Here is a 25,652-nt window from a genome sequence, read left to right as displayed (position 1 = left end):
CTTACTGATTTTTAGCCTCTATCCATTTACTCATGTATTTTGTGGCCTGCAGCGTCTGATGTTGTAACAAGCTCCCTAAAAAGTTAGTTGCCCTATGCTTTTCTAAATTCTCTTGAATTTCATTTATATGATTCATTAAAAGAGGACTTAACGTATCTTTATCATAGATATAATTAATGATTTCAACACCTGATTCTTGTGCATTTTTCCAAGTTGATTCGTTTCTATAGATTTCTGCTGACATTAGCGCAAACTCAGAAAAATTATCTTCTATAAAACCATTCCAAGGAAAATCTCCACACATACCTTCTGCACCAATTGCAGTTGTTATGCTTGGCGTTCCACAAATCATAGCTTCAGTTAATTTTCCTTTTACGCCGGCTCCAAAACGTAAAGGGGCTAAAACAACTCTGGCGTTTTCAACAACTTTTTTTGCATCTTCAGCAAAACCTTTAATAATAAAACCTTCTTTCTTATTGTGTAATTGCTGTATTTGAGGAGTTATATACGCGCCATAAACGTGGATTTCTGCTTTTGGAAGTTGTTTTCTAATCTCATTCCAAATTTCTTTTTTTAAGGTAAGAACAGCATCAACATTGGGTTTGTGAAAGAAATTACCGATAAAAATAAAATGATTTCTTTCTTCGAATGATTTCCATTTCTTTTGCTGATGCTCATCAATTCTATCTAACAAAAAAGGTAAATAAAATAAAATTCTTTGATCAATATTGAAAACATTTTTCAATAAATCCATTTCAAACATTGAAATGATTAAAGATACATCACATCTTAATATGGATGCAATCTCTCTTTTAGTATCCTCTGATTTCAACAACGCTTCCGTTGTAAATTCTTGTCCTTTTTTTAATTGTTGCTGTCTTGTTTTTCGCAAAAAATGCAAATCTTCAGTATCTAAAATTCGCAATGCATTTGGACAATTTTCTGCAACTCGCCAGCCAAATTGTTCTTCCATCATAAAACGATCGAATAATACAATAGTTGGTTGTAAATCTTTTATAAAATCATCAAAAGAAGTATTATTTAATTCAATAGAAACTTCATCAATTCCTAAAGAACCTAAACTTGCTGCCTTCTCACTCTTTTGGGCTGGAGAAGCAAAAGTTACTTTCCAGTTTTGTTTTAAAAACTGCTCAATAAGTTGCAGCATTCTACTTCCTGCAGCAGAAGAATTGGGTTCTACCCAAACATATCCAATAATTAAAACCTGCTGCAAAATCGATTACTTAGTATTCATTTGTCGCTTGTAATCTGCTTGTACTTTTTTACCCCAAGTAACTACTGCATCAACTTGCTCTTGTGACAAATTAGCTTCCGAATGCGTCCAAGTATAAGAATTTAAAGGCATTTCTCCTTCTGCAACCTCTTCATACAACTCATCCATTTTATGCTCTTTCTTTTTTAAAGAATATTCGTTCCATTTAGAAAAGTTCAAATGCTTTTTACCATCTTTAACATGGCTTGCTAGCCAATAATTTACAGGCGTAATATTATTGTACCAAGGATATGCTGTTTTACTTGAATGACAGTCGTAACAAGTAGTTTCAAAAATATTTTTTACATTTTCTGGCGGATTTGTTTCTGCAATAAAACTATCTACAGAAGCTAAATCTCCTTCATTTTTTTCAGGTCCAAAAAACTGAGCAATAATGAAAACGAATAACAAAAAGTAACCTAATTTTTTAAGTATTTCCATCGGATAAATTTTAAGATGTATAAGATAGTAAAACTACTAAATTCTCACTTTATTCTGTGAAAATATCCGTATTTTTGTCAACTATTATTGAAAACCAAACCGTAAGGTCAAAGATTACACAAAATAAACGCACTCATGAAATACGATATTATTGTAATTGGTTCTGGTCCTGGAGGATACATTTCTGCAGTTAGAGCATCTCAATTAGGTAAAAAAGTAGCAATTATTGAAAAATATTCAACTTTAGGTGGTACATGTTTAAATGTAGGTTGTATTCCTTCTAAAGCTTTACTAGATTCTTCACACCATTATTACGATGCTGTTCATCATTTTGAAGAGCATGGTATTTCTGTTCAAAATCCCTCTTTCGATTTTGGCAAAATGGTTGAAAGAAAAGCGAAAGTTGTAGAAACTACAACTGGTGGAATTAAGTATCTAATGGACAAAAATAAGATTGATGTTTATGAAGGTTTAGGTTCTTTCCAAGATGCTACGCATGTAAAGATTTCAAAAAATGATGGCACTTCAGTAATAATTGAAGGAACAAATATCATTATTGCAACAGGTTCAAAACCATCAACTTTACCTTTTATCTCTCTTGACAAAGAACGTATAATTACCTCTACTGAAGCGTTAAAACTTCCGGAAGTACCGAAGCATTTAATTGTTATTGGCGGAGGTGTTATTGGTTTAGAATTAGGTTCTGTATACAAACGTTTGGGAGCAGATGTTACCGTAATTGAATATATGGACAAAATTGTACCAGGAATGGATACAGATGTTTCTAAAGAATTGCAAAAAGTATTTAAAAAACAAGGGATTAAATTTGCGACCAGTCATAAAGTAACCTCTGTAAAAAGAAGTGGAAATACTGTTGTTGTAAAAGCTACCGATAAAAAAGATAGAGAAATTGAATTTTCTGGTGATTATTGTTTGGTTTCCGTTGGAAGAAAAGCATATACAGAAGGTTTAGGTTTAGAAAAAATTGGCGTTGAAGTAAATGAACGTGGTCAAGTTTCTGTAAACGACCATTTGCAAACTAATATTGATTCTATCTATGCAATTGGTGATGTTGTTAAAGGTGCTATGTTGGCGCACAAAGCAGAGGAAGAAGGTGTTGTTGTCGCAGAATATTTAGCGGGTGAGAAACCTCATATTAATTATAATTTAATTCCTGGTATTGTGTACACTTGGCCAGAAGCTGCTGCAGTTGGTAAGACTGAAGACGAATTAAAAGAAGCAAACATTGATTATAAAGCGGGTAAATTTTCTATGAGAGCTTTAGGAAGATCTCGTGCAAGTGGCGATATTGATGGTTTTGTTAAAGTTTTAGCTGATAAAAAAACAGATGAAATTTTAGGAGTTCACATGGTTGGCGCACGTGTTGCAGATTTAATTATGGAAGCTGCCGTTGCCATGGAGTTTAGAGCTTCTGCTGAAGATTTAGCAAGAATTTGTCATGGTCACCCAACCTATTCTGAAGCTGTAAAAGAAGCTGCAAAAGCTGCTTGGGACGGTAAACCTTTAAATGCATAAAATATAAATACCAAATAGAAACCTCACTACTTGTGAGGTTTTTTTGTTTCTAAAACTTTCGAGTATTTTTACCAAACATATGCAAAGAACAATTCGTACTTTTTCTGCTGACAAACTAGCTAAATTTAAAACAAATTTACTTTCTTGGTCGCAACAGTTTGAAACTGCAATTTGGTTAGATTCTAACAATTATAAACAACAGTACTCAAGTTTTGACTGTGTTTTAGCCCTCGAGGAGTTTACCGCTATTAAAACAGATTATCAAAATGCATTTGAGAAATTAAAAGAATATCAAACCCTAACTAAAGATTATATTTTTGGATACATTTCTTATGATGTAAAAAATGATGTTGAACTACTTTCTTCGAATAATTTTGATGGTTTAGATTTTGCGGACTTGTACTTTTTTCAACCACAAAAATTAATTTTCATTAAAGAAAATAGTATCGAATTTCACTACTTAAAGATGGTGGATGATGAAATTAAAAATGATTTTGAAACTATAAAAAAGTATCACAAAAATGTAGATTCTATCAAAGCCATTGTTTCACAGAGTCCAAATACTACCTCTGAAAATTTGGAAAATGACATCAAAATAAAACTCCGAATTCACAAAGATGAATACTACCAGAAAGTAAACAAAATTTTAGACCATATTAAAAAAGGAAATATCTACGAAGCCAATTTTTGTCAAGAATTTTACGCCGAAAATAGCACTATAAATCCTTTGGAAGTTTACAATGATTTAAACAAAATTTCTGAAGCTCCATTTGCCGTATTTTTTAAAATGGAACATCAATATTTATTATCAGCAACTCCAGAAAGATATCTTAGAAAAGAAGGAAGAAAAATAATTACTCAACCGATAAAAGGAACTGCAAAAAGATTAATTAGTGCGTTTGATGATGCACAAATTGCACTTGATTTGCATAGAGATGAAAAAGAACGTTCAGAAAATGTAATGATTGTAGATTTGGTTAGAAATGATTTGTCTAAATCCGCAAAAAAAGGAACTGTAAAAGTTGAAGAGTTATGTAAAGTATATTCTTTTAAACAAGTGCATCAATTAATTTCTACCGTAGTTTCAGAAATTGAAGAGAAGACGCATCCCATAGATGTCATAAAAGACACGTTCCCTATGGGAAGTATGACAGGAGCTCCAAAAATTTCTGCAATGAAAATAATTGAAGATTTAGAAGAAACAAAACGTGGCTTGTACTCAGGAACGGTTGGTTACTTTACCCCTAATGGGAATTTCGATTTTAATGTTGTTATAAGAAGTATTCTGTATAATGAAGAACATAAATACATTTCTTATTCTGTTGGTGGCGCAATTACCGCTAAATCTATTCCTGAAAAAGAATATGAAGAGTGCTTATTAAAAGCAAAAGCAATGAAATATGTATTGCTAAACTCCTAGTAAAATTATTAATTTTAAATTCAATTATTCCTTTTAATTCTACTGAACTTATTTCAAGAAAAATAGAAATCTTTTTTAACTATATTTACTCAATGATTATCAACCAAGAAGAAAAATTTCAACTGATTTTTGATAAACTCAAAGAAAAACAAACTGAACAAAGTATGTTTAACAAGTTTCTTGAAATGTATCCTGCAGAATGGAAACAACTTAAAGTAACTTTTTCTAAGTTTAATAGAAGTAAGCAATTTGGAAAAACAATTCCGCTACCAAAACCAGAACAATCTTTAAGAAAAGAAATTAGAGTTTGGTTAAAAAGACACTAATTATGATGCACAAAGAATTCAATTTTCATATTTATCAAACCAATTTTTACGGGCAATATTGGCAAGCAAAAAACACAAAAGCTGTTATCGTTTTGGTGCATGGCATGGGCGAACACTCTGGACGCTATAAACATGTGGCCAAAAAATTAAATGAAAATGATTTTTCTGTTGTCGCTTTCGATCATTTTGGACATGGAAAAACAACTGGAAAGCGTGGTCATAATCCGAGCTTTGAAGCTGTTTTAGAAAGCGTTTCTAAGACCATTGAAAAAGCAAAGGCATTATTCCCTGATGCACCAATTTTCTTATACGGCCACTCTATGGGTGGCAATACTGTTATCAATTATGCCCTCAAAAAAAAGCATGACTTAAAAGGAATTATTGCTACAAGTCCGTTTTTAAAATTGGCTTTTGAACCACCAAAGATTAAACTAGCTGTTGGCAAATTGTTGCAAAAAATTGCGCCATCTATAACCATGGGAAATGAGTTAGATGCTAATGATATTTCTAGAGAAAAAATAGAAGTTGACAAGTATATAAACGACCCTTTAGTGCATGCTAAAATTAGTCCTAACTTCTCTTTAACTTTTATTGACTCCGGAAAATGGGCCATTGAAAACGCAAGTAAACTGGAGACTCCAATATTTTTATTACATGGAACAGGTGATAAAATTATTGATTATAGAGGAACGCAGGAATTTGCGAATAATTCTGATAAAGCAACTCTAAAACTGTATGAAAATGGTTATCATGAATTACAAAACGATTTGTGCAAAGAAGAAATGCTAGAAGATGTTGTAAACTGGCTAAATTTTCAACTTTAATTTCCGTATTTTTGAAGCATAAATGCTGCAAAAATTCAAAGAACATATCCATATAAATTTTCCTTTTTTAAAGGACAAAAAACTATTAATTGCTATTTCTGGTGGTTTAGATTCTGTGGTTTTAGCTCATCTCTTATTTGAGTTAAATTTCACTACTTCTTTAGCACATTGTAATTTTCAACTTCGAGCAAAAGAAAGTGATTTAGACGAGGAATTCGTCAAATTATTTTCACAAAAAACGTCTAATCAGATTTTTACAAAAAAATTTACTACTGAAGAATTTGCAAAAGAAAAGAAACTTTCGACTCAGATTGCTGCCCGAGAATTACGTTATCATTGGTTTCAAGAATTAATTGCACAACATAATTTTGACTTTGTTTTAACGGCTCATCACGCAGACGATAATTTAGAAACATTTCTCATTAATTTGACAAGGAGATCAGGTCTTGATGGATTTACAGGAATTCCAAAAATTAACGGAAATATTGTTCGTCCGCTTTTAGCTTTTTCTAGAGAAGAAATATTAGCCTACGCAAAAGCCAACAATATTAAATGGAGAGAAGATGCAAGTAACGCTTCAATAAAATATATTAGAAATAAAATTAGACATCAAATTGTTCCTATTTTAAAAGAAATAAATCCAAATGTACTAGAAACGTTTTCAAAAACATCAAAACATTTACAACAAAGCAAACAAATTATTGAAGATAGAATTGCTGATATTTCAGCAAAAATTATCACATCTGAAAACTCAATTTTAAAAATTGACATTGATAAAATACGTCAACTATCGCACTCCAAAGCATATTTGTATCAACTGTTAAAAGAGTACAATTTTACGGAGTGGAATGATGTTTACAGCCTAGTTTCTGCGCAATCAGGAAAACAGGTTTACTCTAAAACACATCGACTATTAAAAGACAGAGCGTTTTTAATGTTGAGTAAAATAGGTGATGATGAAAATCGTCAAGAAAAAATTTATCTTGTATCAGAAAATCACAAAGAGATTACAAATCCTATCTCTTTAAGCTTTAATATTGTTCAGCAAATAGCAATGGAAGACAAACAGCACATTTACGTGGATAAAGATTTATTAAAATATCCATTAATAGTAAGAAAATGGCAAAATGGCGACTATTTTTATCCCATTGGAATGCAAGGGAAAAAGAAGTTGAGTAAATATTTTAAAGACGAGAAGTTTTCTCTTCTTCAAAAAGAAAATACTTGGTTACTTTGCAATGCGAACAATGAAATTATTTGGATCATTAACCATAGACAAGACAGACGCTTATCGGTTAAAAATTCCTCTAAAAACATCTTAAAAATAACCTCAAAATAATGAAGAAATTCATCACCTTTTTTATCCTTTTATCCTCTTTATTTTTAAAAGCACAAACTGCAAACGAGCCAATAAAAATAGAAACGTCTATTCAAAAAATATCAGAAACCGAGTATAACCTTATTTTTACCGCAACACTTTTTAAAGGTTGGTATTTATATTCACAATACAATCCTGATGAAGCTTCTTTACCTTTAGAAATTACAATCCTTGAAGGTGAATCTGGTTATAAACTAGTTGGTAAAGCCGATGAACAAGACACTTTTAAAAAATATTCTGAAACATGGGAAAAAGAAGAAATTGTTTTTAAAGACAAGGCAATTATTACCCAAAGAATTCAACTTACCAATAAAGATATTTCAGAAATAAGACTAAATTTCTTTGGTCAAGTTTGTGAAACTGCTTGTATCAATGTCGATGAAAACTTTTCCTTTTCCTTAACCGGAAACATTTCAAAAGAAGAAATTTCAATTGACGAAAAAAGCACAAATCTTACAAAAAAATTAAAGCTTAATTTAAAGAACACATCACTTTTAAAGAATTCTACAGATTCAGATACAGAAAGTTCAAATGGTTTATTTAGTATCTTTTTATTAGGTTTTGTTGGCGGTTTGTTAGCATTGTTAACTCCTTGTGTTTTTCCCATGATTCCTTTAACAGTATCGTTTTTCACTAAACAATCAATAAACAATAAGAAAGGTGTTTTTAATGCGATATTGTACGGGATTTTTATTGTATTTATTTATATTTTATTAAGCCTTCCATTTCATTTTTTAGACAATTTAGATCCAGAAATACTTAACACAATTTCTACCAATGTTTGGTTAAATATTTTCTTTTTTGTGGTGTTAGTATTTTTTGCTTTTTCTTTCTTCGGGTTTTACGAAATTACACTACCAAGTTCTTGGGGAAATAAAATGGATTCTGCTTCTTCTATTGGCGGAATTATTGGAATTTTCTTTATGGCATTAACTTTGGCAATTGTTTCCTTTTCTTGTACAGGCCCTATTTTAGGTTCTTTATTGGCGAGCTCTTTAACTTCTGATGGAGGAGCAACACAGTTAACGGCTGGTATGACAGGATTTGGATTGGCATTAGCCTTACCTTTTGCTTTATTCGCACTATTCCCAAGTTGGTTAAATTCTTTACCAAAATCTGGTGGATGGTTGAATACCACAAAAGTGGTTTTAGGATTTTTAGAATTGGCTTTGGCATTTAAATTCTTATCCAATGCCGATTTAGTAGCACATTGGGATCTACTGAAGCGAGAAGTTTTTATAGCAATTTGGATTGTGATTTTTGTTGGATTAGCGCTCTATTTATTTGCTAAAATTAAATTTCCTCATGATTCCCCTATCAAGAAATTATCCTTCTCAAGAATATCTTTTGGCATTTTAATAATTTCGTTTATTATTTATATTTCTCCTGGTGTTTTAAAAAATCCTACTTGGAATTTAAGTTTGTTAAGCGGCTTTCCGCCTCCACAATTTTATAGTATTTACGAACAAGAGAGTGATTGCCCTTTAGGTTTAAACTGTTATAAAGATTTTGATGAAGGTATGGTTGCTGCTAAAGAAAGTAATAAACCAATTTTGTTAGACTTCACTGGTTGGGCCTGCGTAAACTGTAGAAAAATGGAAGAGAATGTATGGAGTGAACCAGATATTTATGAAATCTTAAAAGATGAATATATATTGATTTCGTTATATGTAGATGATAATGAAAAACAGTTGCCTAAAGAACAGCAATTCGATTATTTGAAGAAAAATGGAAAAGTTAAGAAGATAAAAACTGTTGGTGATAAATGGTCTACTTTTCAGGTAATTAATTTTAAGAATGCATCCCAACCTTATTATGTTCTATTAAGTCCTGATTTAGAAATATTAAATAACACTCAACAATATACGGATAGAGATACATATTATAATTGGCTAAAAGAAGGACTAACAACCTTTTATGAAAAATAATTTTATATTTACACAAAATAATCATCTAAGAGTTATGCAGACAAAATACTTCTATTTACTTATAATTTTGCTATTTAGCATCACTATGAGTGCGCAACAAAAGACCGAAATGAATGTAAATACATCTCAAAGCATTTATACTCTCAATTTTGATAACAAGGATTTAAATACTTATGATGCATTAAAAAAGAGATTAGGTTTTTCAGCTTTCAAATTTTTCGTAACAATACTTCCCTCGGCAGAATTCCCAATGTCCCAGAGTTTTTCTGTTCCAAGCGTACACCGTATTTTTGAATTTAAAGGCATGAAAAAGAAACCAACAATCTATAAATTAGATGATCTTAAAAGATATCAAAACAATAGACTAGCGAGAGAAATTAATTACAAGAATGACCCTTCGCAATGGAATTTGCATCGTATTGAAAATAGAATTCAACCTTATTTCTTAAAAAAACAAAAAAATAAACAATTGAAAAAAATCTAATCAAATTTCCATCGTTTTCGTAATTTTTAATGACATTATTAGCAAAAACCTAGGTTCTTTATTTTTGGTTTTTTGTAATTTCACAACTTAAACTTTTGAAAAAAATGGCTAGATTACCAAAACTAACTAGATTTAATGATAATGTGTTGTCTAAATATCAAATTTACAACAGCATTTTTATGACACTTCCATTTGACACGATAAGCAATACCGGTGTCTTATTACCTCTTTTTCATGAAATATGTAAAAACGGTTTTGATAATGGAAATAATCCTACAGAAATTGTAGACCTGTTCTTTCAGAAATATCAAGAAAATCCTTCAGACCAAAATAAAAAAGATTTACTTTTTCTCTTTATACAATACATTGAACGTCAAGTTGTTTTATTTGATGCTATTGAAGACGCTGCTTTTCCTATTGTGAATAATATGGACGGTATTGGTACGCTTCGTAATTCTAAAGAAATTGCAATTTTAAATGAAAAAAAAGAAGAATTAAAAAAGCATTTAGAAGATTTTAAAGTACGTATCGTTTTAACAGCGCATCCAACTCAATTTTATCCAGGTTCTGTATTAGGTATTATTACAGATTTAGATAAAGCCATACAAAATGATGATTTATTACTCATCAAAAAATTATTAGCTCAGTTAGGAAAGACGCCTTTTTATAAGAAGGCAAAACCGACTCCTTATGACGAAGCGATAAGTTTAATTTGGTATCTAGAAAATGTATTTTATCATTCTATAAGTAAAATATACAACTATGTTCAACAACATATTTATGATGGAGAACCTTTAGAAAATGAAATTATTGACCTTGGCTTTTGGCCAGGTGGAGATAGAGATGGAAATCCGTTTGTAACAACAAAAATCACTTTAGATGTTGCAGAAAGATTGCGCCAATCAATTTTGAGAAGTTACTATGGAGATGTTAAACGTTTAAAAAGACGTTTTACTTTTGATGGTGTTCAAGAAATTTTAGCAAAAGTGGAAAAACGCTTGTACAAACACGTTGTTAGAAGTTACAAGAAAGTTAATTTTTCGCAAAAAATATTGTTATCAGAATTAGAAGCAGCAAGAGAAATTGTAAAAACAAAGCATAATTCTTTATTTATCGAAGAATTAAATGATTTTATTAATAAAGTAAGAATTTTTGGTTTCCATTTTGCAACCTTAGATATCCGACAAGATAGTAGAGTGCATCACAAAGCATTTACACAAATTGTAGATGATTTAGCTGCTGATGGAGACACAACCTTCCCTAAAAACTATCATCATTTATCTGAAGATGAACAGATTTTAATTTTATCATTGGTGAAAGGAAATATCGATCCTAAAATTTTATCTGATGAAATGTCTGTAAAAACTATTGAGTCTATTTATGCGCTAAAAACCATACAAGCAAGAAATGGTGAACGTGGTGCAAATAGGTACATTATTAGCAACAACCAATCAGCATTAAATGTCATGCAAACTTTTGCGATGTTAAATTTATGTGGCTTTGAAAACGAATTACCTGTAGATGTAATTCCGCTTTTTGAAACTGTAGATGATTTAGAAAACTCTAGTGATGTTATGCGTACCTTATATTCTAACCAAGCTTATAGATATCATTTGACGAAAAGAAAAAACAAACAAACTATAATGTTAGGTTTTTCTGACGGAACCAAAGATGGGGGGTATTTAATGGCAAATTGGGGAATTTTTAAGGCAAAAGAAGCACTTACTAAAATCTCTAGAGAATTTGATATTGAAGTAATTTTCTTTGACGGACGTGGAGGACCACCTGCAAGAGGTGGAGGAAAAACACATCAATTTTATGCTTCTTTAGGACCTACTATCGAAGACAAAGAAATTCAATTAACCATTCAAGGTCAAACAATTAGTTCTAATTTTGGAACCTTAAACTCATCTCAATTTAACTTAGAACAATTAATAAGTTCTGGTATAAAAAATGAAGTATTTACGAAAGATCAATTAAATGATAAACACCGAGAAATCATAGAAGATTTAGCGGATACTAGTTATAAAACGTATGTAAACTTTAAAAATCATCCACAATTTTTACCGTATTTAGAAAAAATGAGTACGTTAAAATATTATGCAAAAACTAATATTGGCAGCAGGCCCAGTAAACGTTCAAATTCTGACACTTTAGATTTCTCAGCATTAAGAGCGATTCCTTTTGTTGGAAGTTGGAGTCAATTAAAACAAAATGTACCTGGATTTTTTGGGGTTGGAACAGCATTAAAAAAATATGAAGAAGCAGGTCGATTTGATGAAATTATTGAATTCTATAATGCTTCAGATTTCTTTAAAACACTGTTAGAAAACAGTATGATGAGTTTAACAAAATCATTCTTTGGCTTAACTGCTTATATGGCCGATGATTCAGTTTTTGGTGAATTCTGGAAATTAATTTTTAAAGAATATGAGACTACCAAAAGGTTATTTTTAAAACTTACTGGAGATCAAGAATTAATGGAAAATTTTCCAATAGGTAAAGCGTCTATAGAAATGAGAGAAAACATTGTATTACCATTATTAACAATACAACAATATGCCTTAAAGCAAATTCAAGATTTACAAAAAACGGATGGAAACATCAAAGAAATAGAAGTTTATGAAAAAATGGTGATGCGCTCTTTATTTGGTAATATTAATGCAAGTAGAAACTCTGCTTAAAATTAAATTTTAATAGCATTCTTTTTTTCTCTATTTTTAAAGAAAAAAAAGAATGCTAGTTAAAGTCTATGGCTCTGCCGTATTTGGTATTGAAGCCACCACAATTACGGTTGAAGTAAATATCGACAAAGGAATAGGATATCATTTAGTTGGTCTGCCAGACAATGCTGTCCGTGAGAGTTCTTATAGAATTTCTGCTGCTCTAAGTAATAATGACTACAAACTTCCTGGTAAGAAAATTATTATAAATATGGCGCCTGCCGATATCAGAAAAGAAGGTGCTTCTTATGATTTAACACTTGCTATTGGAATTCTTGCTGCCTCAAATCAAATAAAATTTAACAATATTAACGACTACATTATTATGGGCGAACTTTCTTTAGACGGAAGTTTACAGCCTATAAGAGGTGCTTTACCCATCGCCATTAAAGCCCGAGAAGAAGGATTTAAATATTTAATTCTTCCTAAAGAAAATGCCAAAGAAGCGGCAATCGTAGATAATCTAATAGTTTTAGGCGTAGAAAATATCTTAGAAGTAATCAACCATTTTAACGGTGATAAAAAAATTGAACCTACTATTGTAGATACGAGAGCAGAATTCTATAAAAATATTGATTTTCCTGAATTTGATTTTTCTGACGTAAAAGGACAAGAATCTATAAAACGATGTATGGAAATCGCTGCAGCTGGCGGGCATAATATTATTTTAATTGGGCCTCCAGGATCAGGAAAAACAATGTTAGCAAAAAGATTACCATCCATTTTACCACCAATGACTTTGCATGAAGCACTAGAAACCACAAAAATTCATTCTGTAGTTGGTAAAACAAAGAATAATGGCTTAATGTTTCAAAGACCATTTAGAAGCCCACACCACACTATATCAAATGTTGCCCTTGTTGGTGGTGGTCAATACCCAAAACCAGGAGAAATTTCACTTTCACACAACGGTGTATTATTTTTGGATGAATTACCAGAATTTAAAAGAGATGTTTTAGAAGTAATGCGTCAACCTTTAGAGGACAGGGATGTGACCATTTCTAGAGCAAAATTTACAGTAACCTATCCGTGTAGCTTTATGCTGGTAGCAAGCATGAATCCCAGTCCATCAGGCTATTTTAACGATCCAAATTCGCCAATGACTTCTTCCCCACAAGAAATGCAGCGATATTTAAGTAAAATCTCTGGACCTTTATTAGACAGAATCGATATTCATATTGAAGTTACTCCTGTTCCTTTTGCTAAATTATCAGAAGAAAGAAAAGGAGAATCTAGTGTAGCCATCAGAAAACGAGTAACTGCCTCAAGAGAACTTCAATCTGAACGTTTTAAAGATTTTGAAAACGTGCATTATAATGCTCAAATGAGTGTAAAACAAATTCGTGCGTATTGTAAATTATCAGAAGAAAGTTTAACCCTTTTGAAAACGGCGATGGAAAAATTAAATCTTTCTGCAAGAGCCTATGACCGAATTTTAAAAGTTTCTAGAACTATTGCAGATTTGGCAAATGAAAAAGATATTTCTCCAAATCATATTGCAGAAGCTATACAATACAGAAGTTTAGACAGAGAGGGTTGGTTGGGGTAGATATTTGCTTTCTATATTATTTATACCAATAGTAAAGGTCCACCCAACTATGATTAAAATTATCTCGTACACGCATTCTAGGTGTATTTTTTCCTTTTTCTATTTAATTTTAAGAAGTGTATTACTAATTATTTCTTTACATAGTGCATCATTTTTTTAAAAAACCTTGTCTTTCTTTAATTTTTTAAGAATCCTCTATAACTTGAATAAAAGTTTGTATCGAAATATGCCCATTCTTAAATGGATTTTTTTCACAAAAAAAGAGGAACTTTTCAGTTCCTCTTTTTTTTATTTACAAGTATTATTAACCTATTCAAATAAAATCTTTTTAGTTCCAAAGTTGGTGTTATCTGTATACACCTTTAAAAACAAAATACCTGTTTGCACATTTACATGTAAGTTCATTGTATTGTTCCCTGCAGAAAGTAATTGTTTCTTGTTATACACCACTTTACCAGTAACATCAAATAATAGTACAGAAGCTTGTTCTGCCTTTTCACTATAAACTAATACTTTAAAAGCACCTTTTGACGGATTAGGATATACTTGAAGGTCTTTGATTACTGCGTCAGTAGTTACAATCCCTGAAGACTTTGAAGAAGTAACATTAATGGTTACTTGTGCTATTGATTCGTCTCCACTTGCATCTACAATCTTATAATAAAAACTATCTTCTCCTATAAAAGCTGCTACCGGTGTGTACTCAATCTTACCTGAATTAACTACAAGATTGTTAAATGCACTGCTTCCCTGAGCTTCTCTTTCTATTTGTTTAACACTTTTACCTTCTGTTGTTCCATTAAAAAGCCTTAATGGGTTTGTTGTATTTTCTCCATCTGAACCAAAATTATCTACTCCTGATCCATTATCAGCTAATACAGCTAATGAACTCATTATTCCTTGAACTACTGAAAATGTATCCCCTTTTGCTTCTGGTACGCCATTTACTGCATCTGCTGCTTGAATCGTTACCGTTACGGTAGTTGTTGATTCATTAGTAGTACCGTCCTCCTTAATAGTGTAGTTAAAAGTATCTGTTGTTCCTGTAAAAGTTGCTCCTGGTGCAACTGTATATGTATATTCTAAAGTATTATCAGAATTTACAGTGATGGTTACTTCATTAGATTCATTAGTAATCACTACCGCTTCTAAAAATGCTGTTCCGAAAACATCATTTGCTAATACATTTATAGTTCTTGTAACACCTTCTACAGCTGCTACTTCATCAGCTACTGCCGTAAGACCATTTGCTACTGAACCAGTTACATTAATTGTTACAGTAGCTCTGTCAGAAACTCCATTTTCGTCTGTAATCAAATAATCAAAAGTATCTTCTCCAACATAACCTGTTCTTGGTGTATATTTTACAGTTGTTCCGTCTAATTCTAACGCCCCTCCCTCTTTTGAATAAAATGCTACAAGTGATATTGGATGGCTTGGATGTGCAGCACCTAATCCGTAATTATCTGCTCCAGATCCATTATCATCTAAAATATTGATAATATTCTCTGAACTATCTTGTGCAAATATAACTGCGTCATCCTGTGCTTTTGGTGAATCATTGGTACTTAAAGCACCTACTGTTATTGTTACTATTGCAGATTTAGATTGTCCATCAAAATCATAAATAGTATACCTAAATGTCTCTTGTCCTGTAAAACCGTCTGCTGCTGTGTAATCTACGTTATCACCATTAACAACTATCCCTGATGCTAAATTTGCACTAGAATAAGATAAATCAATTTCTAAAAACTTTGTTTCATTTCTTCCATCTGATCCAAAACTATCATTAGATAATACTGCTATAGAAGTTACGCCACTATCCTGTAATACTGATACTTCATCTTCTTGCGCTGTTGGTGTATCTATTTCTGTTACCGTTACAAATACTTGTGCTAGAGAATTATCTCCGCTTGCATCTGTAATCATGTAATAGAAACTATCTTCTCCTGTAAAACCTGCTACTGGTGTGTACTCAATATAGAAAACTCCAGCATCCACCTTAACTTCAAGATTGTTTACTGAAGCTTCGTCGCTTTCTATTTGTTTAACACTTTTTCCAGACGATAATCCATTGATAAACGATAATGGTGCACTATGAGGACCATCTGTACCAAATTCATCTGGTCCAAATCCATTATCTGCTAATACAAATAATTTACTTATTGTGTTTTGAACTGCTTCCAATTCATCCCCTTTTGCTTCTGGTACGCCATTTACTGCATCTGCTGCTTGAATCGTTACCGTTACGGTAGCTGTTGATTCATTAGCAGTACTGGCATCAATAATAGTGTAGTTAAAAGTATCTGTTGTTCCTGTAAAAGTTGCTCCTGGTGCAACTGTATATGTATATTCTAAAGTATTATCAGAATTTACAGTGATGGTTACTTCACCAGATTCATTACTAATCACTACCGTTTCTAAAAATGCTGTTCCGAAAACATCATTTGCTAATACATTTATAGTTCTTGTAACACCTTCTACAGCTGCTACTTCATCAGCTACTGCCGTAAGACCATTTGCTACTGAACCAGTTACATTAATTGTTACAGTAGCTCTGTCAGAAACTCCATTTTCGTCTGTAATCAAATAATCAAAAGTATCTTCTCCAACATAACCTGTTCTTGGTGTATATTTTACAGTTGTTCCGTCTAATTCTAACGCCCCTCCCTCTTTTGAATAAAATGCTACAAGTGATATTGGATGGCTTGGATGTGCAGCACCTAATCCGTAATTATCTGCTCCAGATCCATTATCATCTAAAATATTGATAATATTCTCTGAACTATCTTGTGCAAATATAACTGCGTCATCCTGTGCTTTTGGTGAATCATTGGTACTTAAAGCACCTACTGTTATTGTTACTATTGCAGATTTAGATTGTCCATCAAAATCATAAATAGTATACCTAAATGTCTCTTGTCCTGTAAAACCGTCTGCTGCTGTGTAATCTACGTTATCACCATTAACAACTATCCCTGATGCTAAATTTGCACTAGAATAAGATAAATCAATTTCTAAAAACTTTGTTTCATTTCTTCCATCTGATCCAAAACTATCATTAGATAATACTGCTATAGAAGTTACGCCACTATCTTGTAATACTGATACTTCATCTTCTTGCGCTGTTGGTGTATCTATTTCTGTTACCGTGATTGCTACTTGTGCTATGGAAGAAGCTCCTGTTGTATCTGTAATCATATAATAAAAATGATCTACTCCTACAAAACCTGTATTTGGTGTGTAAACAATTACATCATCTAATGGACTATCTGAAGAATTAGTATCTACAATGATTGTTCCTTGTTCACTTAGGCCGGTTAGCGTTCCATCTAAAAATGTTAAGCCATTATCTATTGCTCCATCTAATCCAAAGCTATCTATGTCAAATCCGTTGTCTAATAAAACAGCTATTTCATTATCTGTACTATTTTGTGCTACACTTACTTCATCACGTTTTGCTGACAATACATTAGGTTCGTCAACTACAGCTGCTCCGGTTACCGTTATTGTTACATCTGCTGTTGTTGTATCACCACTTCCATCTGTAATTATATACGTAAATATGTCTATTCCAATATAGTTACTTGCGGGAGTATAGTCTATTTTACCAGCATTTACAGCGATGGTTGCTCCATTTATATTAGTAGCTACATTAATTGTTAATGCATCATTTGTTGCCTGACCATCTAACCCAAAACTATCATTGGATAAAACGTCTATTGGTATTGTTACACCATGTGCTACGGTTGCAGCATCATCCTGTGCTGTTGGTGTATTTATTTCTGTTACCGTAATTGTTACTTGAGCGATTGCAGTATCTCCGCTTGCATCCGTAATACTGTAATAAAAGTGATCTACTCCTATAAAACCATTATTAGGTGTGTAAATAATTCTATCATCTAATGGACTGTCTGTGCTTTTAGTATCTACGGTAATAGTTCCTTGCTCGCTAACTCCTGATAGTGTTCCATCAAATAAGGTTAATCCATTATCAAACGCACCATCTGTTCCAAAGTAATCCGCTTCAGATCCATTATCTGCTAATACGTCTAAAATAGTGGTAGTGTTTTGAGCAACTGTTATTGCATCTGCTTTTGCATATGGTACTCCATTTACTGATTCTACCGGTTCAATTGTTACTGTTACCGTTGCTGTAGATGAATCTCCATTTTCATCCTCAATTGAATACGTAAAACTATCTATTCCTACAAATCCTCCTGATGGAATATAAGTTAATATTGAAGCTGTTTGGGAAACTGGATATCCTTCTGCACTGAAGGCATCATAAGACGTTATAGTTGCATTTGCTACATCGTTAGCTAATACATCTAAATCTGATTCTGTATCTTCATTCACTGTAAAAGAATCATTTTGCGCTACTGTTGCAGGTTCTAAAGGCTCTATTTTTAGATAATCAACCTCCAAGGTATGTGTGCCACTCCAATTAAAATCACCTGCCCAAGGTAGATCTCTAAAACCAATAATAACTTCTGATACTCCTGTAGCAACGTCTGTATTAATTGATTCTTGTAAAATATCATCTATAAAAAAATCTATTCTATCTGATCTCCAATCTATTGCATAAGTATGAAATTCACCATCAATAAGAGATATTTTTTCGTTTTGTTGATTTACAACAGCCTTTTTAGTTCCTGTAAAAGGAACACTTGTATTCTCATTAGCATTTCTCCATGTATTAAACCTTGCCTCTGTCCACCCTCCATCTGAAGGTAAGGTATTATGCGAAGCTGTAGCAGCATCATCTGCGACTAATTCAAGATCTACTTCATTAAATATTGAACCTTCTTGTTTGTAGGTAAAAAGGAATGAAACTAAACCACCATCAACAACCGCCCCTTTCATTCTTACTTCGAGACGATGATTTTCACCAACCCCTCCAAATTCCAGAGTTTGAAATGGATAAATACCATTTGGATCATTATCATTGGACGTATTTGCATCCACAGTTATATATGCAAATCCGTCACCTGGAATAAAGTCCTCCCAAGAAGTTTGGGTGGGATCAATTTCATTATGAAACGTCCAATATCCATTAGCAGGTAAATCTGTTGGAATACCACTTGAATCAAAATCTTCAAAATAAGTAACAGTATTTGTTTGAGCAAAGGACTTAAGCGAAAGTAAGGTTACAAAAAGGACGCTTAATAGGTGTTTATTTAATAAATCGTCAAGAAAAACGAAGTTAATTTTTTTATTCATAATTAGGGGTTTAATTGGTCTAACAAACGTTAAACATTATATTAATGCAATATCTAAGAAAAAAAATAAAAACAACTACTCATTAATGAGATTAAATAACCTCATTAATGAGTACAATAAAATCAAAAAACGCACTTACTTGCAACTTTAAGTGAATAAAAACTGGAGAAGCTACAAAGGCAATTAAAACGTTTTGGTTAAAATTAGGAGAAATTATTGATATAAAATACCGTTCTTTTGTATAGTGTAACAATTGTTTTTTAAAACGCCACTGTCCTTTTTACTTTGGGAATAATCTAAAACACCAAAAAGCCATTACGAGGGAGTGGATGCCTGAACGATAAAAAATGCTACTAATGAGTACTTCGTTTACTTAGCATCTTCTGAAATTGCGCTTAATTGGTTTTTAAATCCCTTAGAAACTTTCATTAAAAAAACAAGGGAATCACAAACTGATAATACAAAATCAACAGACCAACAGCTATGGCATTTAATACAATACCTGCTTTGACCATTTCATTCACTTTTACATAACCACTTGCAAACACAATAGCATTTGGTGGCGTTGCCATTGGCAACATAAAAGCACAACTACTTGCCATTGTAACCGGAATTAATAAATTTAATATAGGAATATTTAACCCAATTGCAATTCCTGCAACCACAGGCGCCAAAACAGCGACTAACGCAACATTACTCATTAACTCGGTCATAAATAACATGAGTACAATTAGCAATGCAACGGTTGCTAAAACATTAAAATTTCCTGCAGCAATGGTATCTGTAATCAATGCAACTAAACCGCTGGAAGCCATTCCTTTTGCGAGTGCCAAACCTCCTCCGAATAGAATTAAAATTCCCCAAGCCAATTTTTCGGTGTCTTTCCACTGAAGGATAAAGTTTCCCTTTTTTAAATTCATAGGGATCGCAAATAAAGAAACTGCACCAATTAAACTAATAACAGTATCCGATAATTTTAACCCTGGAAAAAGTGTATTCACAATTGTTCTCGTTATCCATAAAAAAACAGTAATTGCAAAAATGATCAAAACACGTTTTTCTTCTTTTGATACTTTTCCAAGTTTTTTAACTTCCTCAGAAATTAAATTTGCGGATGCCGTAAACAAAATATCTTTACAAGGAAACATCCATTTTACCAAAACAAAATAAACCGCAACAACCATTATGATAGAAAAAGGTAAGCCAAAACTCATCCAAGTTAAAAAAGAAATTTGGATGTTATATTGATTTTCTAACAAACCTATTAAAACCGAATTTGGTGGTGTGCCTATAACCGTTGCAATTCCGCCAGCATTTGCCGCAAAAGCGATTCCTAGCATTATACTTAGCGCAAAATTTTTATCGCCTTTTGTAAAGCCGTCGCTGTCATCTACTAATAGTTTGATGACTGATATTGCAATTGGCAACATTACTACTGTTGATGCTGTATTACTAATCCACATGCTCATAAAAGCAGTAGCAATCATAAAACCTAGCACAACTTTATTAGGCGTTGTTCCTGTAAATTTTATAATATTTAAGGCAATTCTTTTATGCAGCTTTACCTTCTCTAAAGCTAATGCTAATACAAAACCACCAAAGAATAAAAAGATAATTGGACTTCCGTAATTTGCCCCAACGTCTGCAATTTCCATCACTTTTAAAAGCGGAAATAAAATAAGTGGCAACAAAGCTGTAACTGCAATGTTTACGGTTTCTGTAATCCACCAAATAACCATCCAAATGGCTACCGCAATTACTGCATCTGCTTTTTCTGAAACAACCGTTATGGGTAAAAACTGAATAAGAAAAAATATAATTGGCCCTAAAAATAGTCCTATTTTTTTTGTGGGTTGCATTGTAGTTTGATTAAGCGTCTGCAAAATACTAAAAAGAAACCTTTGAAAAACATCTACATTCGTTTTTGATTAAAAAATAAATTTTACTAGCTGTCGCAGAAACTTCATTAATCGTCTAAAAGTATTGCGTTAAGGATAGCAATGGCATCCTTTTTTGAGGAACGAAAAAAAGATATAGTGGATAGCCTGTTAAAACGCCCAAAAAAGAAAAACCCTTACAATTTGCTGCAAGGGTTTTGTACTTCTATGAATATTGTTTGCGCTTTCGATCAAATAAGCACTAATATCTATAATGTTTTGGTTTATAAGGTCCTTGTTGTGTAACACCAATATATTCTGCTTGGTCTTTACGCAATTCTGTTAACTCTACTCCTATTTTCGCTAAGTGTAAATACGCTACTTTTTCATCTAAATGTTTTGGTAACATATACACTTCGTTTTCATAAGCATCTCTATTTGTCCACAATTCTATTTGAGCCAAAGTCTGATTTGTAAATGAGTTAGACATTACAAAACTTGGATGCCCAGTTGCACAACCTAGGTTCACCAAACGTCCTTCCGCTAAAATGATAATATCTTTACCAGCGATGTTATATTTGTCAACCTGCGGTTTGATGGTATCTTTAGTATTTCCATGATTTTTGTTTAACCAAGCCATGTCAATTTCGTTATCAAAATGGCCAATATTACAAACAATCACTTTATCTTTCATTGCCTCAAAATGACGCCCTTGTATAATGTCTTTATTTCCGGTAGTGGTAATAATGATATCAGAATTTGCAATAACAGTTTCTAAACGCTTTACTTCAAAACCGTCCATTGCAGCTTGCAAAGCACAAATAGGATCGATTTCTGTAACCGTTACAATAGAACCTGCTCCTTTAAAAGAAGCTGCTGTTCCTTTACCTACATCACCATAACCACAAACCGTTACACGTTTCCCGGCTAACATAATGTCTGTTGCTCTTCTAATTGCATCTACTGCAGACTCTTTACATCCATATTTATTATCAAATTTAGACTTCGTAACAGAATCATTTACGTTAATTGCTGGCATTGGCAAAGTTCCTGCTTTTACCCTGTCATACAATCTATGAACGCCTGTTGTCGTTTCTTCTGATAAACCATTGATTCCCGCAGCCAATTCTGGATAACGATCCAAAACCATATTTGTTAAATCTCCACCATCATCTAAAATTAAGTTTAATGGTTTTTTGTCTTCTCCAAAAAATAAGGTTTGCTCTATACACCAGTCAAACTCTTCTTCTGTCATATCTTTCCAAGCATACACAGCTGTTCCGGCAGCAGCAATTGCAGCAGCAGCTTGATCTTGTGTAGAAAAAATATTACAAGAACTCCAAGTAACTTCTGCCCCTAAAGCTTGTAAAGTTTCAATTAAAACCGCAGTTTGAATTGTCATATGCAAACACCCTGCAATTCTTGCACCTTTTAATGGTTGACTATCTTTGTATTCTTCTCTCAAAGACATTAAGCCTGGCATTTCAGCTTCTGCCAATTCAATTTCTTTTCTACCCCAAGCAGCCAAAGAAATATCTTTAACTTTATTTGGCACGTAAGCGGTTTTTGTACTCATATTATGTATATTTATATTCTAATTTTTTTCGAGCTGCAAAGTTACGACATCCATTTTAAAAAATATGGCTCTTTACAAAACATTAACGGTTAGCCCTACTACTAAAGTCCTCATTTGGAAGATTGAAGAATCTATAGAAGAATTGAAGAATGGAATCTCTTTAACAGAAAAGAATACGGCAAGATTAGATGGGATGAAATCTGATATACATCAAAAAGGGTTTTTAAGTATTCGCCATTTATTAAAAGAAGTAGGTTTAACAGATGCTGATTTAGACTACGATGCTTATGGAAAACCACATTTAGACGCTGGAAGATATATTTCTATTTCTCATTCTTTTACATTTACTGCTATTATTTTTTCAGACAACCTTCCTGTAGGTATTGATGTTGAAAAACAGCGAGAAAAAATTTTAAAAATCGCTCATAAGTTCACACCATTTGAAGAATATAAAACCATTGCCAATGTTGATGCTTTAATAAGCAAACTAACCATTGTTTGGGGAGCTAAAGAGAGTTTATATAAAATTTACGGAAAGAAAAAATTACTATTTTTACATCATATATTTGTTGATGATTTTAAGTTTGAAGACAAAAAAACCAAAGGAGAAATCCGTTTTAATGGTGAAGAGGCTTCTTATAAAATCGAGTTTTTAGAGTTTGAGGGATTTACTTGCGTGTTTGCATATTAAAAAAAATTGTAACATTTTAATATATCGCCATTTCAAAAAATCTAAAATTAACTTTGAAAGAAATTCTCTTAAATATCAAAAAATATCATAAAATCTTACAAGAACTTATTACTTTTGATTTCTGCTTTCAAACCATTATAACGCTGCATGACAGAAATTTTTAATTTACTTTTTAGCCAATACAAAACCTACTCAACAACAGAAACCACTCTAGAAATTATAGCGGTTATCTTTGGTTTTTTATCTGTTTGGTTTTCGAAACAAAATAAAATATGGGTGTTTCCGACAGGGATGATTAGCACATCAATATTCGTTTACTTGCTCTTAAAATGGGAGCTTTTAGGTGATATGATGATTAACGGATATTATTTTATAATGAGCGTTTATGGTTGGTATATTTGGACACGTAAAGTTGATGATACACATGTTACACCAATTTCAAGAACCACACAAATAGAGAAAAAAACATCCATCTATATCTTTTTTTCCACCTTAGTTTTTGTATTTATTGTATACAAAGTCTTTGACAAATGGACTTCTTGGGTTGCGTATGCAGACACCATTACAACTGCAATTTTCTTTGTAGGCATGTGGTTAATGGCAAAACGTAAAATAGAAAATTGGTTGTTTTGGATTGCAGGAAACATCATTTCTGTACCTTTGTATTTTTATAAAGGTTTTACCTTTACGAGTTTTCAATACTTAGGATTTACTTTTATAGCAATATTTGGTTATTTAGCATGGAAAAAAAACTTAGACAAAAACCCATTAATCTTGTAAAAGTTGTTTTATTTGGCCCTGAATCTTCGGGAAAAACAACACTTTCTCGTCAATTAGCTCGTTATTATAATACTGTCTGGGCGCCAGAATTTGCACGTGAGTACCTTCAAGAAAAATGGAATAATGAGCGAAAAACTTGTGAGGCAGAGGATTTAATTCCGATTGCAATTGGGCAAATGAAACTAGAAAATAAGCTAGCTAAAAAAGCAGATAAAGTACTTATTTGTGACACAGATCTATTAGAAACTAAGGTCTATTCAGAAGAGTTTTACGGGGGTTTCGTAGATAGTGACTTAGATAAATCAGCTAATGAAAATCAGTATGATTTATACCTACTGACCTATATTGATACACCTTGGGAAGAAGATGATCTACGAGACAGACCTGAGCAGCGTTTAGAAATGTTCAAGGCTTTTGAGAATGCTTTGAGAAAACATAACCGACCTTATGTTCTTTTAAAAGGAGACAAAGAAACTCGTTTAAAAAAAGCAACCGAAGCTATTGATAAAATTATTGAAAATAAAGAAGAACTGTATTCTTTCTCTGATTCCTTAATCGATATTGACATGCACTTTTTGCATCAAAATACAGATTTTGGAACATCTATAGATTACTAAATGAATGCGGTAAAAATTATAAAAGAACTCCATTTTAAAGCCATTAGAAGTTCTGGTGCTGGCGGACAGCATGTAAATAAAACATCTTCTCAAATTGAACTAACTTTTGATTTAGAAAACTCTAATTCTTTGTCTGATAAAGAAAAAGAACTTTTAAAAGTCAAGCTTGTATCCAGATTAACAAAAGAAAATTTATTAATTTTATCTTGTCAAGAAACGCGCTCTCAGCATAGAAATAAGAACATTGCTATTCAACGTTTTTTAGAATTATTAAAGACCAATTTAATTCGCCCTAAAAAGAGAAAAGCAACAAAACCTAGCAAAGCATCAGTTAAAAGAAAAGCAGAGAATAAAAAAAGAATTTCTGTAAAAAAGGTTTTGAGAAAAAAGCCAAAATTAGATTAAGAATTCATTTTTGCTAAGTATGCACCCATCTCTTGGTGCACTATATTAAGAGCTTTTAAAGGTCGGATCATTACTTTAATTTCTTTTAACTTCCCTTCTTTAGTAAATTTAATCATGTCGATTCCTTCCACCGTAATACCATTAATCTCTGTAATAAATTCTAGCATGGCATTTTCATCATCACAAACTTCTCTAACATATTTAAAATTAGTATTTGCAATAATTTCTGCTGCTGCTTTTAAATACATCTCAACCATAAAACTACCTTCTATGGGTTTAAAAACTACTGGAGAATACAACACAGCTTTCCTATCTATAAAATCACTTAAATTTTTATGCTTTTTCTGTAGCACAAAATCGTGCCAAGTATCTAATCCTTTTAAAGCCATCTTGTCTTTTTAATTGAAACCAAAGCTACAAAAAAATACGTTTGTTATTTTTTATTCCAACTTTCCAATTTACATTTGCACCGTTCTCATAAAGGGGTGCTAATTTTAGTTGGTAATTTTTAGTCATCAGTTTTTAGTCTTCATAGACTTTACAGCTTTTAACTTTCTTACTTTTCAACTTTTAAAGGCTGAGATCATACCCATTGAACCTA

General features: G+C 32.2%; 19 protein-coding genes. 13 read left to right on the top strand and 6 right to left on the bottom strand.

Annotated elements, in window-relative coordinates; all coding sequences use genetic code 11:
* Position 1: 1 nt before the first annotated feature.
* Positions 2 to 1,234 carry a glycosyltransferase gene (locus BLT88_RS01845; RefSeq protein WP_091952635.1) on the bottom strand — a complete coding sequence of 411 codons (1,233 nt, stop codon included), beginning with the start codon at positions 1,232 to 1,234 and terminating at the stop codon, positions 2 to 4.
* A 6-nt stretch (positions 1,235 to 1,240) separates the two neighbouring features.
* Positions 1,241 to 1,714 (bottom strand): heme-binding domain-containing protein, encoded by a 474-nt coding sequence (locus BLT88_RS01840; protein ID WP_091952633.1) that lies wholly within the window; start codon positions 1,712 to 1,714, stop codon positions 1,241 to 1,243.
* 135 nt (positions 1,715 to 1,849) lie between these two features.
* Here BLT88_RS01840 and lpdA point away from each other — a divergent pair, with 135 nt between their 5' ends.
* From lpdA to BLT88_RS01795, 9 genes are all read left to right on the top strand, one after another.
* Positions 1,850 to 3,250 (top strand): dihydrolipoyl dehydrogenase, encoded by a 1,401-nt coding sequence (lpdA, locus tag BLT88_RS01835; protein WP_091952632.1) that lies wholly within the window; start codon positions 1,850 to 1,852, stop codon positions 3,248 to 3,250.
* A gap of 79 nt (positions 3,251 to 3,329) precedes the next feature.
* The gene (locus BLT88_RS01830; RefSeq protein ID WP_091952630.1) at positions 3,330 to 4,670 is read left to right on the top strand and encodes an anthranilate synthase component I family protein; all 1,341 of its coding nucleotides are present in this window, start codon (positions 3,330 to 3,332) and stop codon (positions 4,668 to 4,670) included.
* A gap of 92 nt (positions 4,671 to 4,762) precedes the next feature.
* Positions 4,763 to 4,996, top strand: a complete 234-nt coding sequence (locus BLT88_RS01825; protein ID WP_036788497.1) for a hypothetical protein — start codon at positions 4,763 to 4,765, stop codon at positions 4,994 to 4,996.
* Positions 4,997 to 4,998: 2 nt separating this feature from the next.
* Complete coding sequence (locus BLT88_RS01820) at positions 4,999 to 5,820, top strand: alpha/beta hydrolase (RefSeq protein ID WP_091952629.1); 822 nt, start codon at positions 4,999 to 5,001, stop codon at positions 5,818 to 5,820.
* Positions 5,821 to 5,842: 22 nt separating this feature from the next.
* Positions 5,843 to 7,159: a tRNA lysidine(34) synthetase TilS gene (gene tilS, locus BLT88_RS01815; RefSeq protein WP_091952627.1), complete on the top strand. Its 1,317-nt coding sequence runs from the start codon at positions 5,843 to 5,845 to the stop codon at positions 7,157 to 7,159.
* Positions 7,159 to 9,126 carry a protein-disulfide reductase DsbD gene (locus BLT88_RS01810; RefSeq protein ID WP_091952626.1) on the top strand — a complete coding sequence of 656 codons (1,968 nt, stop codon included), beginning with the start codon at positions 7,159 to 7,161 and terminating at the stop codon, positions 9,124 to 9,126. Before tilS ends, BLT88_RS01810 begins: the two co-directional genes overlap by 1 nt.
* Before the next feature lie 109 nt (positions 9,127 to 9,235).
* Positions 9,236 to 9,610, top strand: coding sequence for a hypothetical protein (locus BLT88_RS01805; RefSeq protein WP_143741121.1), 375 nt, complete (start codon positions 9,236 to 9,238; stop codon positions 9,608 to 9,610).
* Between the two features lie 104 nt (positions 9,611 to 9,714).
* Positions 9,715 to 12,294 carry a phosphoenolpyruvate carboxylase gene (locus BLT88_RS01800; protein WP_091952623.1) on the top strand — a complete coding sequence of 860 codons (2,580 nt, stop codon included), beginning with the start codon at positions 9,715 to 9,717 and terminating at the stop codon, positions 12,292 to 12,294.
* A 52-nt stretch (positions 12,295 to 12,346) separates the two neighbouring features.
* On the top strand, positions 12,347 to 13,882 hold the full coding sequence (locus BLT88_RS01795; RefSeq protein WP_091952621.1) for a YifB family Mg chelatase-like AAA ATPase: 1,536 nt from the start codon (positions 12,347 to 12,349) through the stop codon (positions 13,880 to 13,882).
* Positions 13,883 to 14,191: 309 nt separating this feature from the next.
* Here the strand turns inward: BLT88_RS01795 and BLT88_RS01790 are convergent, their stop codons facing one another.
* The 3 genes from BLT88_RS01790 to ahcY form a co-directional block, all read right to left on the bottom strand.
* Entirely contained in the window at positions 14,192 to 19,105 is a 4,914-nt protein-coding gene (locus BLT88_RS01790; protein WP_091952620.1) for an Ig-like domain-containing protein, read from the bottom strand.
* Between the two features lie 428 nt (positions 19,106 to 19,533).
* Positions 19,534 to 20,964 (bottom strand): DASS family sodium-coupled anion symporter, encoded by a 1,431-nt coding sequence (locus BLT88_RS01785; protein ID WP_091952618.1) that lies wholly within the window; start codon positions 20,962 to 20,964, stop codon positions 19,534 to 19,536.
* A gap of 280 nt (positions 20,965 to 21,244) precedes the next feature.
* Complete coding sequence (gene ahcY, locus BLT88_RS01780) at positions 21,245 to 22,558, bottom strand: adenosylhomocysteinase (protein ID WP_091952616.1); 1,314 nt, start codon at positions 22,556 to 22,558, stop codon at positions 21,245 to 21,247.
* Between the two features lie 64 nt (positions 22,559 to 22,622).
* On the opposite strand from ahcY, the gene BLT88_RS01775 reads away from it, so the two are divergent.
* The 4 genes from BLT88_RS01775 to arfB all read left to right on the top strand — a co-directional run bounded on the left by BLT88_RS01775 (position 22,623) and on the right by arfB (position 25,051).
* Positions 22,623 to 23,249: a 4'-phosphopantetheinyl transferase superfamily protein gene (locus BLT88_RS01775; protein WP_091952614.1), complete on the top strand. Its 627-nt coding sequence runs from the start codon at positions 22,623 to 22,625 to the stop codon at positions 23,247 to 23,249.
* Positions 23,250 to 23,396: 147 nt separating this feature from the next.
* A complete protein-coding gene (gene pnuC / locus BLT88_RS01770; protein WP_091952613.1) occupies positions 23,397 to 24,029 on the top strand; it encodes a nicotinamide riboside transporter PnuC in 633 nt (210 codons plus the stop codon).
* Positions 23,990 to 24,646, top strand: a complete 657-nt coding sequence (locus BLT88_RS01765; RefSeq protein WP_036784079.1) for an AAA family ATPase — start codon at positions 23,990 to 23,992, stop codon at positions 24,644 to 24,646. The genes pnuC and BLT88_RS01765 overlap by 40 nt, the downstream gene beginning before the upstream one ends.
* Positions 24,647 to 25,051: an alternative ribosome rescue aminoacyl-tRNA hydrolase ArfB gene (gene arfB, locus BLT88_RS01760; protein ID WP_091952611.1), complete on the top strand. Its 405-nt coding sequence runs from the start codon at positions 24,647 to 24,649 to the stop codon at positions 25,049 to 25,051.
* Here the strand turns inward: arfB and BLT88_RS01755 are convergent.
* Positions 25,048 to 25,440, bottom strand: a complete 393-nt coding sequence (locus BLT88_RS01755) for a hypothetical protein (RefSeq protein ID WP_091952610.1) — start codon at positions 25,438 to 25,440, stop codon at positions 25,048 to 25,050. The two genes, arfB and BLT88_RS01755, sit on opposite strands and share 4 nt — an antisense overlap.
* Positions 25,441 to 25,652: the final 212 nt, after the last annotated feature.

This window comes from Polaribacter sp. Hel1_33_78 (assembly GCF_900106075.1).
Classification (GTDB): Bacteria; Bacteroidota; Bacteroidia; order Flavobacteriales; family Flavobacteriaceae; genus Polaribacter.
This window is presented reverse-complemented; position numbering and strand designations above follow the sequence as displayed.

Coding starts and splice junctions, on each gene's coding strand:
- BLT88_RS01840 (WP_091952633.1), bottom strand. CDS start 1,714: ATGGAAATACTTAAAAAATTAGGTTACTTTTTGTTATTCGTTTTCATT.
- lpdA (WP_091952632.1), top strand. CDS start 1,850: ATGAAATACGATATTATTGTAATTGGTTCTGGTCCTGGAGGATACATT.
- BLT88_RS01830 (WP_091952630.1), top strand. CDS start 3,330: ATGCAAAGAACAATTCGTACTTTTTCTGCTGACAAACTAGCTAAATTT.
- BLT88_RS01825 (WP_036788497.1), top strand. CDS start 4,763: ATGATTATCAACCAAGAAGAAAAATTTCAACTGATTTTTGATAAACTC.
- BLT88_RS01820 (WP_091952629.1), top strand. CDS start 4,999: ATGATGCACAAAGAATTCAATTTTCATATTTATCAAACCAATTTTTAC.
- tilS (WP_091952627.1), top strand. CDS start 5,843: ATGCTGCAAAAATTCAAAGAACATATCCATATAAATTTTCCTTTTTTA.
- BLT88_RS01810 (WP_091952626.1), top strand. CDS start 7,159: ATGAAGAAATTCATCACCTTTTTTATCCTTTTATCCTCTTTATTTTTA.
- BLT88_RS01805 (WP_143741121.1), top strand. CDS start 9,236: ATGAATGTAAATACATCTCAAAGCATTTATACTCTCAATTTTGATAAC.
- BLT88_RS01800 (WP_091952623.1), top strand. CDS start 9,715: ATGGCTAGATTACCAAAACTAACTAGATTTAATGATAATGTGTTGTCT.
- BLT88_RS01795 (WP_091952621.1), top strand. CDS start 12,347: ATGCTAGTTAAAGTCTATGGCTCTGCCGTATTTGGTATTGAAGCCACC.
- BLT88_RS01790 (WP_091952620.1), bottom strand. CDS start 19,105: ATGAATAAAAAAATTAACTTCGTTTTTCTTGACGATTTATTAAATAAA.
- BLT88_RS01785 (WP_091952618.1), bottom strand. CDS start 20,964: ATGCAACCCACAAAAAAAATAGGACTATTTTTAGGGCCAATTATATTT.
- ahcY (WP_091952616.1), bottom strand. CDS start 22,558: ATGAGTACAAAAACCGCTTACGTGCCAAATAAAGTTAAAGATATTTCT.
- BLT88_RS01775 (WP_091952614.1), top strand. CDS start 22,623: ATGGCTCTTTACAAAACATTAACGGTTAGCCCTACTACTAAAGTCCTC.
- pnuC (WP_091952613.1), top strand. CDS start 23,397: ATGACAGAAATTTTTAATTTACTTTTTAGCCAATACAAAACCTACTCA.
- BLT88_RS01765 (WP_036784079.1), top strand. CDS start 23,990: ATGGAAAAAAAACTTAGACAAAAACCCATTAATCTTGTAAAAGTTGTT.
- arfB (WP_091952611.1), top strand. CDS start 24,647: ATGAATGCGGTAAAAATTATAAAAGAACTCCATTTTAAAGCCATTAGA.
- BLT88_RS01755 (WP_091952610.1), bottom strand. CDS start 25,440: ATGGCTTTAAAAGGATTAGATACTTGGCACGATTTTGTGCTACAGAAA.